Origin of the sequence: Candidatus Phyllobacterium onerii (assembly GCF_028331445.1) — a bacterium.
GTDB classification, from domain to species: domain Bacteria; phylum Pseudomonadota; class Alphaproteobacteria; order Rhizobiales; family Rhizobiaceae; genus Phyllobacterium; species Phyllobacterium onerii.
Map to the genome: position 1 here is coordinate 30383 of NZ_JAQMHX010000024.1, position 14793 is coordinate 45175.

A 14793-nucleotide genomic window follows, 5' to 3' on the forward strand; every position below is an offset into this window, starting at 1 on the left:
ATCTCAACTTATTGGAACGGTTGCTGGGGAATGTCGGCGAGCGAGAAGCGCTCGGGTAGACGTATGTGCTAAAAGCATGACAAGAGCACCAAAAGATATTCCGGCAACTAGCAGGAAAGCGTCGTTATAGGCGAGGATATTTGCTTGGCGCGTGATCTGTTGGGACAACAACGCGATCCCTTCGGCTTTGAGCAAGGCCTTATCGGCAATCATCCCACCATACGCGTCGGCCATTTTCGATGCGCGCTCGGTCACCATGGGATCGAAGGGAACGATCCTTTCAGCCAATATGTTTGAGTGAAACTTCTCGCGGATCGTAATGAACGAGCCGAAAACAGCCTGGCCGAGGAGCCCGCCCAGGCTCTGCGTCGACAGGAAGACGATGATGAAGCTCAGTATGTAGTTGGGCCCGCGCTTCAGCGCCGCAGTCAATCCGATCGACATGGCCGGCGGCAAGAACAGGGCGGTTGCCGCCGCGATCAGCGCTTGGCTGACATACATTTCCGGAGGGCGGGTAAGATAGGTCGCTTGGCTGTCCATATAGGAACCTATGATGAGAAAAATCAGCGCGACGGCGTGAATTGCTGGAACGCGTTCCGGCGTCATGACCGCGGCGCAAGACAATCCTGCTGCAATCATTGATACCATCATGACGACATAGAGCTTCCACAGCTGGTCGTTCATCAGGCCGAGATTCTGGAAAAAGCTTGTGGCGATGGTCGACTGCTCGGAGACGGCCAGCCGAAAGAGAAGGATCGTTCCGGCAAGATGCAGGATCTCCTTGCTGGCGATCCATCGTATGTCGAGGAGAGGTCTTTCGCGATTGAGTTCAATCACCACGGCTATCGTTATCGTCACAATGGCGATCGCGAGCAGAACTCCAAGCCAGGCTGCTTCCCTCCACCAATAGAGGCGGCCCGTGACCAGAACGACGGCCGTACACCCAAAACCAATGGCGATCAGCACGTAGCTCACAACGTCCATCTTTTCGATCACCTTGGCACGCGGAATGGGCGTCAGCGGAAGGAGGTAGATCACTCCAAACGAGACGAGCGCTAACGACACTTCGAACATGTAGAGACCTTGCCACTGGCCGATATCGAGTAAGGTCGGCGACAGCAGGCGCGCCATCGGAGCGGCAAGCGAGATGTTGGTGAGCACCAGGCAAACCCCGATCGTCCGTTTTCGAGATGGCGGAAATGCCTCCAGCATATAGAGAAAGGCGAGGCTCGACAGTGGAGCAGCCGCAATGCCGCTGACAAAGCGAACGATGATCGCGGATTGCAGATCAATGACAAAAAGATGCAACAGCGAAACCAATACAAATATGGCGATGCTCAGTTCGGCGAAATTCCGGAGACCGTATTGGTTCCGGATCTTGATCAGTGCAACCGAAAGGCTGACATTGGGAGCCATATACGCAGCGATCAGCCAAGTCGCTTCGACATTTGTGGCACCAAGATAGCCTTGAATTTGCGGGATATTCGTCGCGACCAAATTCATGCCGAGTCCTTGTGTCATCGACAAAAGAGTTGATGCAGCGATACAGGCGGCAGATCGGAGCGCATTGATAGGTGGGTCGGCGACTGGCGATGCATCGGTGACGGTCTGCACCTTCGCCCGATTTATGTTGTTTGGGGTGTATCCGACAAACTCCGCCTCGGGGATCATGAAGTAACCCTCTCGATACGATGACATTATTTTCGGGCTAGTCTAGATCACTCTGCGCGTCTTCAACGTCTGTTCCCGCAAGAAGAGTGACTGAAGAGAGTGCTGACTACCGCCGCATTGCGCAAATCCTCTCTGTTTAGGAATTGCAATTTGACTGAAGACTCAGTTGGGTAACAGTACGTTACGGTTACAGGCAGCTGCAACAGCAGGGCTTCGCGGTGGTAGCCCCAACAAACTCGATTTCACTACAACCAGGCCACATTTGCTCCTGATTAACTGTGGACCTGTGCATCACTCATGGATCGCAACTGGGCGGCGACGGGCTGCCAATTGGCATGCATCGACAGGGAGGCCACGAACACCCTCAGGCACACGCGCGTTGCATGCTCTGTTGCGGTATTCGAACCCGCCAGCAAAGGGCGGCGTTGCGAATTTCCAGTGCGCTGTCGGTCTCATTGTATTTGCGGTGCAGATGGAGATGGCACATCCAGCCTGATGAGGCGGGAGAAGTCCGGCCTGAGACCTGCTGCCTTGGCCCGCTCGGCAATATGGGAACGTTGCCGCAAATCCGCGAGCGGCAGACTGGTATCGAGCGCGCCCCGCTCATATGCGTATTCGGGAAGATATCCATTGACGATGAGCCGCCAGTCGAATGGAACCACATCACCGACGGCCCGCATCATCTTGACGATGGTCGTCGTGCAGTTGGTCGTGATTGAGTTGTAGAATTCCGGCGTCGTGGAAAGCGCATTGGCATCCTGCACATACTCAAGCAGCAACGCGCGGGCGGCGTCCGGCGACGCTCTGAGACGATATATCTGGACGTCTTCGCCACGAAAGTTCGATCTCACCCCGACCACATCGCGCTCATCCGACGCTATGATCACCAGCGGATCGCTCTTGAAGAGATCGGCAACAGGCGAAAACGCGCCCCCGACGCGCCGCCGCACCTCTACCGACCAGGCGATGAAGTCACCACCCTCGAAGCCGAAGCTTAGAATAACATGGGCGATGTTGGGATTTCCCCATTGAGACAAGAAGAGGTCAGCCGTCCGAAGCTTGCTCAGATCATAGGTCCGCGTCACCCAGCGTTCGGTGAAATCCGTTTTGCTGCGCCATTCGAAGTCGCGGACATTGTTCAGCGTCAAGACATCGCCGTTACGCGTCCCCGTCACCTGACGCGCCACCTCCGGTGCCCAGTCTGCATGTTCCAGCGGCTTGATGGTGCTCCACCATGTCAGCAGCAAGACAAAACACAATAGAAACAGGAACAACAACCAGTTCCTGAGCTTCGTGAAGATGGCAACTATCGTTGCAAGGCCGAAAACACCATACAAGAAAGCAGTAGCAACTCTTGCAGATGGACGCACGGGTAGCTGGTACCAAAGTGCTCCCACAGCCCATGCCGTGGCAACAAGGATGATTGAAGCCAGAATGCCGGCAACCAGCAAACGCCCTATAAGTCGCATTGCCCGCTACTTGATCCTATCGTCCTCCTTGGCAGAGAGCGCGCAGTGACCGCGATCGAGAGCCAGTTCCTGACCATATCCATGTTCGATTTCCCCCACTATAGTGTAACACTGCGGGACGGTGCGCGCTACCGACGCTCATGAGTGACCTGGTGCTGTTGCGGTGCCAACCAACCCGCTTGACATGGTTACATCGTACCGACGGCCGTAAGTGAGTAGGCCGGGAAGGCAAACAATTTATCGCACGCGGTCAGTATCTACTAATGTACTGGCAAAGCAGAAACCAAAATCATCGTTCGAAAGTGGAGATCCCGGATGGAGATTGATTTAGGCGAAGTGCTTGATCCATTTCGCAGGCGCGTCATCGACATCAAAGATGCACTTGCTCATGCTCGTTATCGCTACGATGGGCTCGATTTGATTTTGGAGACGGTCTCGGACCCCAAGGTACGCGGTGCCTCACAGGAAATTTTTGCCCTGGCGGGTGAAAAGATGAATGTCATTGATGATATGCTAGACGAATTCTATCGGCAGCTTTCTGACGTCGATCGTATGCTAGAAGCTTACGCGTCAAAACGAGAGTGACGGCGACGACATTAATCCCATCGATGTTGGCCGCCAACATAGGGCAACACTGTTCAGATTTCTGATGCTCCTCAATGACCGCTTTGGGCCAAAAACTGCCGGCGGACTACGTCTCCCAGGGGGGGCATTCTTGGCTCCAAGTCGGATGATTTTGCCGTCAACCAGAAGGATTTGAAGCTGGTCACCGCTCACAACGTTAAACATCTTGAAGCAAGCAGGGATGAAGACGAATGGTTCGCTTAAGATGATCACGGCCGCATGCCTGCTGGCAGCCCGGTTGTCATTTATGTGGCGAAATAGATCGCTTCGCGTTTGTCTATCAATCTTGCGCGAGTTTCTCCCCGGGTTCGAGGAACCTCCCGCGAACCGATTTCCCCTCGATCTCGACCGTAACATGATCCCCTGGGGAAGTGGGAGCCGGTGCACTCTTCGCCGCAGCGCATGTTGCTTTTGTAATTCTTTGAAATCCGTCCCGGCCCGTTGAAATGGCAGGTATCAAGCTCGCGAGACTAGACGAGTCCGGCGCCCATCCACACTCGTCATATATCGAGTTTCTGAGGGAGCTAGTCGCCAGATTGCTGTCGACACTGGGAGCAGTCGTACACGCAGATAAAAAGACGAAAGCGATGGCAATCAAGACGTGGCAAGCTAATCTCATTTCAGCATTCCCCGATGGATATCGTTCAGGTGACTTCGCCAATTATCATCTTTTTGGTCTAGTTGCGACCGCGGAGACATTGCAGGCGAACGACTTCCGGCGTTGAGACAGCATCTCCTGTGACGCCGCTACGGCTGCGTTGCCCCTTGCGTTTTAGAGGCGTATGACTAGAATCCTATTTGGCAGGATATATTGGGTTGGGGCAGCCCGGCCAATTGCGGCTATTGACCCGCCCTCTCCCGGAGAGTCACGTGAGCGGTGGGGTGATCGACGAGCAGCCGGCAGCCGAGGACAAGCCCCAGCGCCGCCGCTACTTGCGGTGGCCATCCATCGTGGTCATCCTAATCGCGCTGCTACCTGCCACCGTGTACGCGAAGCTCACCCGCAACATCAGTCACATCGAAGTCACCCGCGAGGATTTGGGCGACGACCGCCCGGCCAAGGCTCGGACCGATGCTCTGAACATTCTCGTCGTCGGGTCGGACCAGAGAGACGACAGGTATGCCGGGGAGCGTGCGGACATCATCATGCTCGTGCATCTGTCCCCCGCACGAAACGAGGCGGCCGTGATCAGCTTCCCGCGCGACTCGCTGGTCCAGCTTCCCGCCTGCCGCGCCGGGGAAAGGCGGCGGGGTCAGCAGCGTCGTCTCGGCATGATAAACTCCTCGTTCAGCTTCGGCGGTATCGGCTGCACCTGGAAGACCATGGAAACGCTCACCGGCATTCACATCGACCACTTCGTCACGGTTGATTTCACCGGCTTCAAAGGGATGGTGGATGCGATTGGCGGGGTGGACCTCTGCATCCCCGAGCCGATCCGCGACAACTACGTACAGCTCGACCTGCTCGCGGGGTGGCAGACGCTGCAGGGCGAACAGGCGCTGGGGTACGTCCGTACCCGCCACAGTATTGGCGACAGGTCCGACATCGGCCGCATCCAGCGTCAGCAGGATTTCGTCGTCGCCATGGCGAAGAAGACACTGAGCAGCTGGACTCTGATCAACCCGGTCCGGCTGCTTGGCTTCCTCAACACGGCTACCAAGTCCATTACCACCGACCCTGCCCTCACACTCGGCGTGATGTTAGATCTCGGGCTCACTGCCCGCAGGCTGTCGTCCGATCAGGTCCACTTTGTCATCACGCCGTGGCGCTACTCGACCAGCTACCCCGGCCGGATAGAGTGGCTCCAGGGACCGGCCAAGAAACTGTTCCGGTCGATCGCCGACGACAAGCCCTTCACCGGGCCCCAAATCAAGCCTGACCCACCCGAGCCGCCGGCGACAACTGCACCCTGCCCACCAGTGAATTCCGTTCTGTAAGCCAACCCCGGGGCAAGGAAAAGAGTATCAACTTGAACAATATGCATCCTGTTCTCAAAGACCCCCGCATGACGGCCTGCCGGTTATTATGAAGCGCTTGAGGGCTTTCGCAGACTGCCCTCTTCATGCTACCGCCACGTTTCGTTGCTGTTGATGGAACTTGATGCCGCATAGAACCTGTGTGGTATTGAGTATATAGCCCATCGTTCAACACCACCCTGTTACGATCCAGAGAAAGACCACATGTCCATGACCATAGCGAACTCCCAAAAAGTCACCGCGTGGGAAGACGTCACGGCCGCGGCTGGCAATTTTCGTCTAGCGGCGCTTCTCGGTTGGCAGGATGTGGCGCAGCGCTATCGCAGATCCAGCGTGGGAGCTTTCTGGCTCACTATCAACATGGGTGTTCTCATCGGTGCATTAGGTCTCATTTTTGGAACGATCTTCAGGTCACCGATGTCCGAGTTCCTGCCGTTCATCTGTGTCGGCCTGATAATGTGGGGCTATTACTCCCAGTTGATCAATGAGGGCTGCTTAAGTTTCATTTCCAATACGGAAACGATGCTTCAACTGCCCTTGCCATTTTTTACGTACATTCTCAGGACATGGTGGAGAAACTCGATAATATTATTCCATAATATCGTTATATTTCCTATAGTTCTTTTGTTATTCGGGAAATTTATGGGTTTAAATGCTTTACTTGTTATCCCAGCATTCTTTCTAGTTTCTCTGAATTTATTGTGGATGATGGTTATCCTGTCTGTAGTATGCACTCGCTATCGCGATCTAACACAAATCATACAGAACATTATGCAGGTCGGCATGTACGTTACACCGATCATGTGGCAGCCTCATCAATTACCTGCCAACAAATCGATTTTGATACTTGATTTCAACCCTTTCTATCATCTTATCAGCGTCATTAGAGATCCCTTGCTTGGTGGGACTGGTACGCTTCTCAATTGGGGCGTAGTCGTCGTCATGGCATTTGTCGGATGGACTATCGCCCTGCTCTTTCTCAACCGCTTTCGCTCACGCGTTACCTATTGGTTATAAAAAACAGCCCAACGAATTCGCGAAGGTGATCATGACTTCAATGACTCTCGAAGATGTCACTGTAGATTTTCCCATCTACAATGCAAAAAGCCGGTCTCTCAAGAACCAGGTGATGAGCCTGGCAACGGGAGGAACCATTGGATCGAACGCTGAAGGCCACGTCGTCATCAGAGGACTGGAATCGATTAACCTGTCGCTGAACGATGGTGACAGGCTTGGGCTGATAGGTCACAACGGTTCTGGAAAGACCACGCTTTTGCGGGTGATGAGCGGTGTTTATTATCCCTCAGGTGGGCGCATATCGATCAATGGAAAATGCACATCATTGATCAATATTTCGCTAGGGATTGATGCTGAAGCAACGGGGCGCGAAAACATTGGAATTCGCGGCGCGCTTCTTGGGTTCACGAAACGCGAAATGGCCGAAAAACAAGCAGAAATCGAGGAATTCTCGGAGTTGGGTAATTTCCTCGACATGCCAGTAAGGACATACTCTACGGGTATGCAGCTTCGCCTGGCATTTTCGATCTCCACCGTCATACAGCCAGAAATTCTAATCATGGATGAATGGCTGGCTGCGGGCGATGAAGGATTTCAACACAAAGCAAACGAACGCCTGCATGATCTTGTCAACAAGACCAAGATCCTCATTATCGCCAGTCACTCGAAAGAGTTGTTGGTCAAGAATTGTACGCGTATTGTCTGGCTCGAACACGGAAAAATCAAAATGGATGGCAATGCCGAAACCGTAGCGAGCGCATATTTTGGTCGTTAATCATGCGGAATGACCAGTTCGAAAGGTGGTCCTCTGAACAGCAGACCGATTGGTAAAAGGCATGAGTTTTAAGCGCGCCCTGAGCGCATTCGTTCGCAAAACGCAAAGTCTCAACGAAACGCTGCCTTTCGCTACCAGAAAGCTCGTCGAATCCGTTCGCGTCTTTGGCCTGACTAAAACAGTATCGCGAATTTTCACTTTTGCACGAAGTGGCAAATTGCCCGCTCTCATCGGAAATCGCCGTACTTTCTTGCTGTCAACAATCAACGACAAAAACAGCGACGCCCTCACCTCTTTCTATCCCCGAACCCAGAGCCGTCTAGCTGCAACATTCATGACACCACGAGTATTGATCGTCGCGGAACTATCGATCCCTCAGTGCAAAAAATATCGCGTAACTCAAAAAGCAGAATTGTTTGGCAAGATAGGGATCGAAACCGAGATCGTTGATTGGACGCATCTGGACACCGTTCGGACGCTACTTCAGACCTATCCTGTCGTTATATTCTACAGGGTTCCGGCAACGCCCGAAATCATTCTGATAATCCAAGAAGCCAAGCGCCTCGGCGTTCACACTTTTTGGGAGGTTGACGACCTCGTATTCGATCCTGACGGCTATCTTTCCAATCGGAACCTCGAGCGGTTGAACCCGGAAATACGCGCCGGTGTTATTTCGGGCATGAAACTTTATCGCGAGGCACTCCTGCTATGTGATGAGGGCATTGGCTCTACGCCTTTGCTTGCAAAAGCAAAGACGCAGATCACAGGCAAACCTGCATATGTTGTTGAAAATGCGCTTGACGACGAAACAATAAAAATAGCACGCAGAATTCAGGATACAAAAAAGCCGTTTGCTAGGTCACACAAAGAGGTGACCATTGTCTATGGTTCGGGCACGAAGACACACGACATCGACTTTTTGTCGGCGAGCGAGGCACTCTACAACGTCCTGTCGAAGCGTCCCAATGTTAAGCTTCGGATCATCGGCGAATTGAACATTGAAAGCCGGTTCAACGACTTTTCAGATCGCATCGAACGGCTCCCGTTTACAACTTTCAATGACTATCTGGAAAAGGTCGCCGATGCTGATATTTCCATCGCTCCCCTTGAACAGACTGCTTTCAACGATGCAAAGAGCAACATCAAATTTTTGGAAGCATCGGTTCTGGGTCTCCCTTCAGTGTGTTCACCTGCAGATGCATTTAGATCGGCCATCATCGATGGTGAAACAGGCTTCATGGCCACAAGTTCCCACGAATGGGAATACAAGTTGGTCGCGCTTGTGGACGATCAGGCGCTTCGCGCTGAAATGGCCGGCAAAGCCTTTGAAAGCGTGAATCGGAACTACAGTCTGGAACGCATTGCACAGCAGCAACTGGCCCCGATCATCGGAAGGTTCAATAATCGAATATCAATGGTCACACGTATTCTCTTTGCGAACGTCTACTTCGCTCCTCAGTCATTTGGTGGGGCAACGATAGTTGCCGAGGAGATGGCGCAGCGGCTGGCAAAGAAAGAAAATGTTGAAGTCTACGTTTTCACTTCCTGGTCGAATGATGGCGCGCCTGACTATGGAATCGTTCGCTACGATGCCAAAGGAGCCACCGTTTTCGCCGTAAAAACGCCGATGATTCGGAGCCGCCTCATGGATGTCGAAGACGATGCTATGAGCCAGGTATTCCAAGACGTACTTAGCGCAATCAAACCGGACGTAGTCCAGTTGCATTCAATTCAGACTTTGGGTGTTACCTTGGGTTCAGTGTGCAAGGCAGCTGGAATTCCCTATGCAATAACCCTCCACGATGCGTGGTGGTTGTGCGAACGCCAGTTCATGGTCACCGGCGAGGGCAAATATTGTTTCCAGACCTGGATTGATCCGGAGGTGTGCGCGCGTTGTGTACCGGACAAAGACTTTAATAAACAGCGCACTGCAATCGTTCGAGGAGGGTTGTTTCAGGCGGATGGACTTATCTCTCCAAGCCACTTTTTCAAACAGCTTTACATGGATAACGGGCTGGATGACGAACGAATATTTGTGAACAAAAATGGCATAAAAGTTCCATCGTCAACATACAAGCGTCGTCCGTCCAAACGCATTCGGTTTGGTTATGTCGGTGGATCGACTCCCATAAAAGGATACGAGCTGGTCCGAAAAGCTTTTTGCGAACTTCCTGAATGCGGCATCGAATTGGTAATGGTCGATAACACTCTCAATCACGGATACAGCAGTGTCAACGCCAAGGGATTTAATGCTGGAAACCCAGTGCGCATAGTGCCGGCCTATTCACAGGACACCATCGATGAGTTCTTTTCCGGAATCGATGTCCTTCTGTTTCCTTCACAATGGAAAGAAAGCTTTGGTCTCACCGTGAGAGAAGCGCTTATCCGCGATGTTTGGGTTATTGCTACCGACGCCGGAGGAGCCGTCGAAGACCTGGTTCCCGGAGAGAATGGAGATATAATTCCGATTTCAAATGACAGCGTCTATTTGAGAAAATCCATGGAAAAGATCGTTGAAAATGGTGATTTTCTCAAAGATTATTCGAATCCTTACAAAGATCGAATCCGAACTTTCGATGGACAAGCTGATGAATTGCTCGCTTACTTGAAGTCGCTCATCAAGCGTTCAGTCACCGCCGCCTATCCCCTTCAGCATTCAGGCGAGCCATCTCCGTTGCTGGACGCCGATTCAATGACGGCACAACAGCCCGATTCCTCGGGGCACCTCGTTTGATAGGAAAAGTCCGAAACGAATTCTCGTCGACAACGGAATAAACTGCACCAAAAATCGTGGCGACAATGCCTTTCCATTCGAAGGAATTGGGGCCGGCGCAGAGTCAAGGAAAGGCCACTGACATTTCATATTCGGCATCAGGAACGCACATTCTGCTGTTGTAAAAACCATCGATAGGTCCCAGCAAGACCTTGTTCGAACGAGACAGTCGGGTGCCAGCCCATCTCTTGGATTTTTGTCACATCCATACGTTTCAGCATTGTTCCTTCTGGCTTGGCATTGTCCCAAACGATCATGCCCTCAAAACCTGTGACGCGACGAATCGCATCCGCCAATTCAGCGATACTTAAGTCGATACCCGTTCCTACGTTTATATGCTGGTCATTGGAATAATGTTGCAGCAAGAAAACGCAGGCATCGGCAAGATCGTCGACGTGGAGAAATTCCCTGCGCGGACGTCCGCTTCCCCAGCAGATCACCTCACTGTCGCCGCGCAGCTTCGCTTCGTGGAACCGGCGAAGCATGCCCGGGATTACGTGGCTGAAGTCTGGATGGAAGTAGTCGTTCGGACCATAAAGATTGGATGGCATCACGCTGATGAAGTCGGCGCCGTATTGCTTCCGATAGGCCTGGCACAATTTTATACCCGCAATCTTCGCGATCGCGTACCATTCACTGGTTGATTCCAATGGTCCCGTCAGGAGGGCTTCCTCAGGAATTGGCTGCAACGCATCCCGAGGATAGATGCAGGACGATCCGAGAAACAACAACCGTGCAACGCCCGCATGATATGCTGCGTTGATCAGATTTGCCGCTATCACGAGGTTTTCATAAAGAAACACCCCGGAATATGAATCATTTGCAACAATTCCGCCAACTTTGGCGGCTGCCATGAGGACGACATCAGGCTTGGTTTCCCGAATATAACGATCGACAGCAGCTTGGTTGACTAGGTCGACGTCCTCGCGGTTGGCCGTTAGCACCTCACATTGCTCTCTTGCCAAGCGACGCACGCAGGCCGAACCCACCATGCCTTTATGGCCAGCGACAAATACCTTCTTTCCTGCAAGCAAGAAATCAGCCATTCAAAGGGTCTCAAGAAATAGTTGTTGGGGCAACTGCGTTCAAAGGCAAATCGCCGCCACCAAGCAGCGCGTAGTCAGCCGCAACCATCTCACTCACCATGGCTTCGAGACCAATTGTATGGCGCCATCCGAGTTTTGCCCGTGCCTTGGCTGGATTGCCAAGCAACAAATCGACTTCTGTTGGGCGGAAATAGGCAGGATCGATCCGCACAAGAACTCTACCGGTGTTTCGACAGTATCCCTCTTCCTCCAAGCCTGATCCACGCCAGGCGATCTCAATACCACCACATGCGAAGGATAGCTCGACAAAGCGGCGCACTGTGTGTGTTTCGCCGGTTGCAAGCACGTAGTCGCCCGGTTCTTCCTGCTGAACGATTTGCCACATACCTTCGACGAAATCGCGAGCGTGGCCCCAGTCTCTCTTCGCGTTCAGATTTCCCAACCACACGCATTCCTGCTGTCCCAGCAAAATAGCCGCGACTGCGCGCGTGATCTTGCGTGTGACGAATGTCTCGCCGCGGCGAGGACTTTCGTGATTAAATAGTATGCCATTCGACGCGTGTATGCCGTAGGCTTCGCGATAGTTCACGGTGATCCAGTACGCATACAGTTTTGCAGCAGCGTAAGGGCTGCGAGGATAGAAAGGCGTGGTTTCGTCCTGCGGGGCCACCTCCGCCTTTCCGTACAATTCACTGGTCGATGCTTGATAGAAGCGCGTGCTTTTTTCCATACCAAGAATTCGGATGGCCTCGAGCAATCTCAGCGTGCCGAGCGCATCGGAATTTCCAGTGTATTCCGGAGTTTCAAAACTTACTTGAACGTGAGACTGAGCACCTAAATTGTAGACTTCGTCCGGCTTTGTCTCTTGAAGGACGCGGATCAGATTGGTCGCATCCGTCAGGTCGCCATAGTGTAGAATGAATCGGGGATTCTGTTCGTGCGGATCCTGGTACAAATGGTCAACGCGAGCTGTGTTGAAGGAAGAGGATCGCCTCTTAACGCCATGAACAATATAGCCTTTTTGCAACAGCAGTTCGGCCAGGTAGGATCCGTCTTGTCCGGTGACGCCGGTTATTAACGCAACGCGCTTCCTCGTAGAATTCGTATTAACCGATTCATTCATAACACACCTCTTTAACGGGTACTGGGCACTGCTAACGCCGCTGCTTGAAGGATGGCCTGCCGTTACAGCGGATGAAATGTATCACATTTGCTTTCCGAAAATGCTTCGAAATCAAGCGTTGGCATTGATTTTGTGAAGTATCTTCACCGGCACGTTTTGATATTCGTTCTACTGAAGTTACCTCATTCTGCATTGAAGATACCCCGATAGTCTCACTATGCTACACATTCCGAAGTAGTTTTCAGGAAGAGACCAACTTGTCTATCACGTGCGCAAGGGAAATATTCCATTTTGGGGCACGCCAATCGAAAACGTCAAAGAATTTGTCCGTCGACAATCTGGAATTGAGCGGGCGAGCGGCTTTTGTAGGATATTCAGCGGTAAGAATGTCCCTGACCTCGGCATGAGGACCGCCTTTATTGCTGCTTGCCGCAAAGATTTCCCTGGCGAACGAGCTCCAGTTCGTGTCGCCGCTGCCCACGAGATGATAGATGCCGAAAGCATCGAATGCAGGGTCTGTCCGCAGCCGGTCGGCAACGCGCAAAATAGCATCTGCTATATCGAGCGCTGATGTGGGATTGCCCCATTGATCCGAAACCACCGACACGGTGTCGCGGCTTTCCGCCAGCTTGAGCATCGTCTTCACAAAGTTCCTGCCGAACGGGCTATAGACCCACGCTGTCCGCAAGATCAGATGGCGAGGGTTGGCGGCAGCGACGGTCATTTCACCCGCGAGTTTCGATTGGCCGTAAACGCCGCGCGGTCCAGTCGGATCGGTTTCCGTATAAGGCCTATCGCCCTCTCCAGAAAACACATAATCCGTGGAGAGATGGATTACTGGGACGCCGATCGCTGCTGCAGCCTGCGCCACACTTCCCGCGCCAACTGCATTAACGGCAGGTGCCAGCTCGGGTTCGTCTTCGGCAAGATCGACTGCCGTATATGCTGCCGCTGAGATGACAAGATCTGGCCTGGCGGCATGGATTGCATTCGAGACGGTTTCGGTGCGCGTCAGGTCGAATGTCGGGCGTCCAAGGGCAATGAGTTCGATTGAAGGCTGATATGCTGCCCGTTCGATGAGGCTGCGTACGACTTGTCCTTCTCGACCCGTAACGACAATCCTCATGACGTTCCTTTGGCCGCTGCGCCAAGCCGCTCGCCAGCATAACGCTCACCACGAATTGGCTGCCACCACCACTCATTGTCGAGATACCACTGCACAGTGCGCTCCAGGCCGGTCTCGAACGTTTCCGCAGGTTTCCACCCGAGCTCCCGCTCTATCTTGGAGGCATCTATGGCGTAACGGCGATCATGGCCCGGCCGGTCGGTGACGAAAGTGATCAAGTCGCGGTAATGTCGGCCACCGCTCCGCGGACGTTTCTTGTCGAGAATATCGCAGATCGTTTCGACAACGCTGAGATTGGTGCGTTCCGCGCGACCACCGATATTGTAGCTTTCGCCGGGCTTGCCCCTGGTGACAACCAATTCCAAGGCGCGGGCGTGATCTTCCACGTATAGCCAGTCCCGTATATTGGCACCGGCGCCGTAGACGGGAAGCGGCTTTCCATCGAGGGCATTGAGGATGACCAGCGGAATCAGTTTTTCCGGAAAATGGAAGGGGCCGTAATTGTTCGAGCAATTCGACAGGACCACAGGCAGGCCATAGGTCTCATGCCAGGCCCGAACCAGATGATCCGAAGCAGCCTTGGAAGCGGAATAGGGCGATGACGGTGCGTAAGGCGTTTCCTCGGTGAAGATACCGCTATCGAAGGGCAGGTCGCCGAACACTTCATCGGTTGATATGTGATGGAAGCGGAACGCGGATTTCTTGGGCTCCGAAAGTTCCCGCCAATAGGTCAGCGCCGCATTGAGCATGCGGAATGTACCAATAATGTTGGTTTCGATGAACGCGGCCGGGCCGTCGATAGAACGATCGACGTGGCTCTCGGCTGCAAGATGCATGATCGCATCGATCTTCTCGCTGCGGAGAAGGCCGAGGATCGTCATATCGTCGCAGATATCGGCCTTGACGAAGCTGTAATTCGGATGGTTTTCAAGCTGGCGCAATGAAGCGAGATTGCCCGCATAGGTGAGCTTGTCGACATTGACGACATGGTTCTTGGGGTTGGCGGCAAGATGACGGCAGACCGCTGATCCAATGAAGCCGGCGCCACCCGTAACAAATATCTTCATGAAATTGATTGCTCCTCAGGGAAAAATATCGGCGCCATCGAGCAAGGGCGCCTTCCGGTCCTTGTCAGACAGCTGGATTGCAGAAGCCTCGAAGGGCCAATCAACACCTATGGAAGGATCGTCGA

11 protein-coding genes are annotated in these 14793 nt (G+C 53.1%); 5 read left to right on the forward strand and 6 right to left on the reverse strand.

All coding sequences use genetic code 11. The features are described from left to right. Positions 1 to 3: 3 nt before the first annotated feature. Both PHA01_RS27720 and PHA01_RS27725 read right to left on the reverse strand, forming a co-directional pair. On the reverse strand, positions 4 to 1521 hold the full coding sequence (locus PHA01_RS27720) for an MFS transporter (protein ID WP_334312061.1): 1518 nt from the start codon (positions 1519 to 1521) through the stop codon (positions 4 to 6). Between the two features lie 602 nt (positions 1522 to 2123). After that, positions 2124 to 3140 carry an Lnb N-terminal periplasmic domain-containing protein gene (locus PHA01_RS27725; RefSeq protein WP_271899485.1) on the reverse strand — a complete coding sequence of 339 codons (1017 nt, stop codon included), beginning with the start codon at positions 3138 to 3140 and terminating at the stop codon, positions 2124 to 2126. 315 nt (positions 3141 to 3455) lie between these two features. Between PHA01_RS27725 and PHA01_RS27730 the strand changes: the two genes are divergently transcribed. From PHA01_RS27730 to PHA01_RS27750, 5 genes are all read left to right on the forward strand, one after another. Continuing rightward, positions 3456 to 3725 (forward strand): hypothetical protein, encoded by a 270-nt coding sequence (locus tag PHA01_RS27730; RefSeq protein WP_271899486.1) that lies wholly within the window; start codon positions 3456 to 3458, stop codon positions 3723 to 3725. A gap of 909 nt (positions 3726 to 4634) precedes the next feature. After that, complete coding sequence (locus PHA01_RS27735) at positions 4635 to 5702, forward strand: LCP family protein (RefSeq protein ID WP_271899487.1); 1068 nt, start codon at positions 4635 to 4637, stop codon at positions 5700 to 5702. A 243-nt stretch (positions 5703 to 5945) separates the two neighbouring features. After that, positions 5946 to 6758, forward strand: a complete 813-nt coding sequence (locus PHA01_RS27740; protein WP_271899488.1) for an ABC transporter permease — start codon at positions 5946 to 5948, stop codon at positions 6756 to 6758. 31 nt (positions 6759 to 6789) lie between these two features. After that, positions 6790 to 7533: an ABC transporter ATP-binding protein gene (locus PHA01_RS27745; protein ID WP_271899494.1), complete on the forward strand. Its 744-nt coding sequence runs from the start codon at positions 6790 to 6792 to the stop codon at positions 7531 to 7533. A gap of 61 nt (positions 7534 to 7594) precedes the next feature. Then, a complete protein-coding gene (locus PHA01_RS27750) occupies positions 7595 to 10267 on the forward strand; it encodes a glycosyltransferase (RefSeq protein ID WP_271899489.1) in 2673 nt (890 codons plus the stop codon). Positions 10268 to 10404: 137 nt separating this feature from the next. Here PHA01_RS27750 and PHA01_RS27755 read toward each other — a convergent pair whose 3' ends face one another. From PHA01_RS27755 to rfbB, 4 genes are all read right to left on the reverse strand, one after another. Beyond that, positions 10405 to 11352 carry a GDP-L-fucose synthase family protein gene (locus PHA01_RS27755; RefSeq protein WP_271899490.1) on the reverse strand — a complete coding sequence of 316 codons (948 nt, stop codon included), beginning with the start codon at positions 11350 to 11352 and terminating at the stop codon, positions 10405 to 10407. Between the two features lie 10 nt (positions 11353 to 11362). After that, a complete protein-coding gene (gene gmd / locus PHA01_RS27760; RefSeq protein WP_271899491.1) occupies positions 11363 to 12475 on the reverse strand; it encodes a GDP-mannose 4,6-dehydratase in 1113 nt (370 codons plus the stop codon). 241 nt (positions 12476 to 12716) lie between these two features. After that, positions 12717 to 13601, reverse strand: coding sequence for a dTDP-4-dehydrorhamnose reductase (gene rfbD, locus PHA01_RS27765; RefSeq protein WP_271899492.1), 885 nt, complete (start codon positions 13599 to 13601; stop codon positions 12717 to 12719). Continuing rightward, entirely contained in the window at positions 13598 to 14668 is a 1071-nt protein-coding gene (rfbB, locus tag PHA01_RS27770; RefSeq protein WP_271899493.1) for a dTDP-glucose 4,6-dehydratase, read from the reverse strand. Before rfbB ends, rfbD begins: the two co-directional genes overlap by 4 nt. Positions 14669 to 14793: the final 125 nt, after the last annotated feature.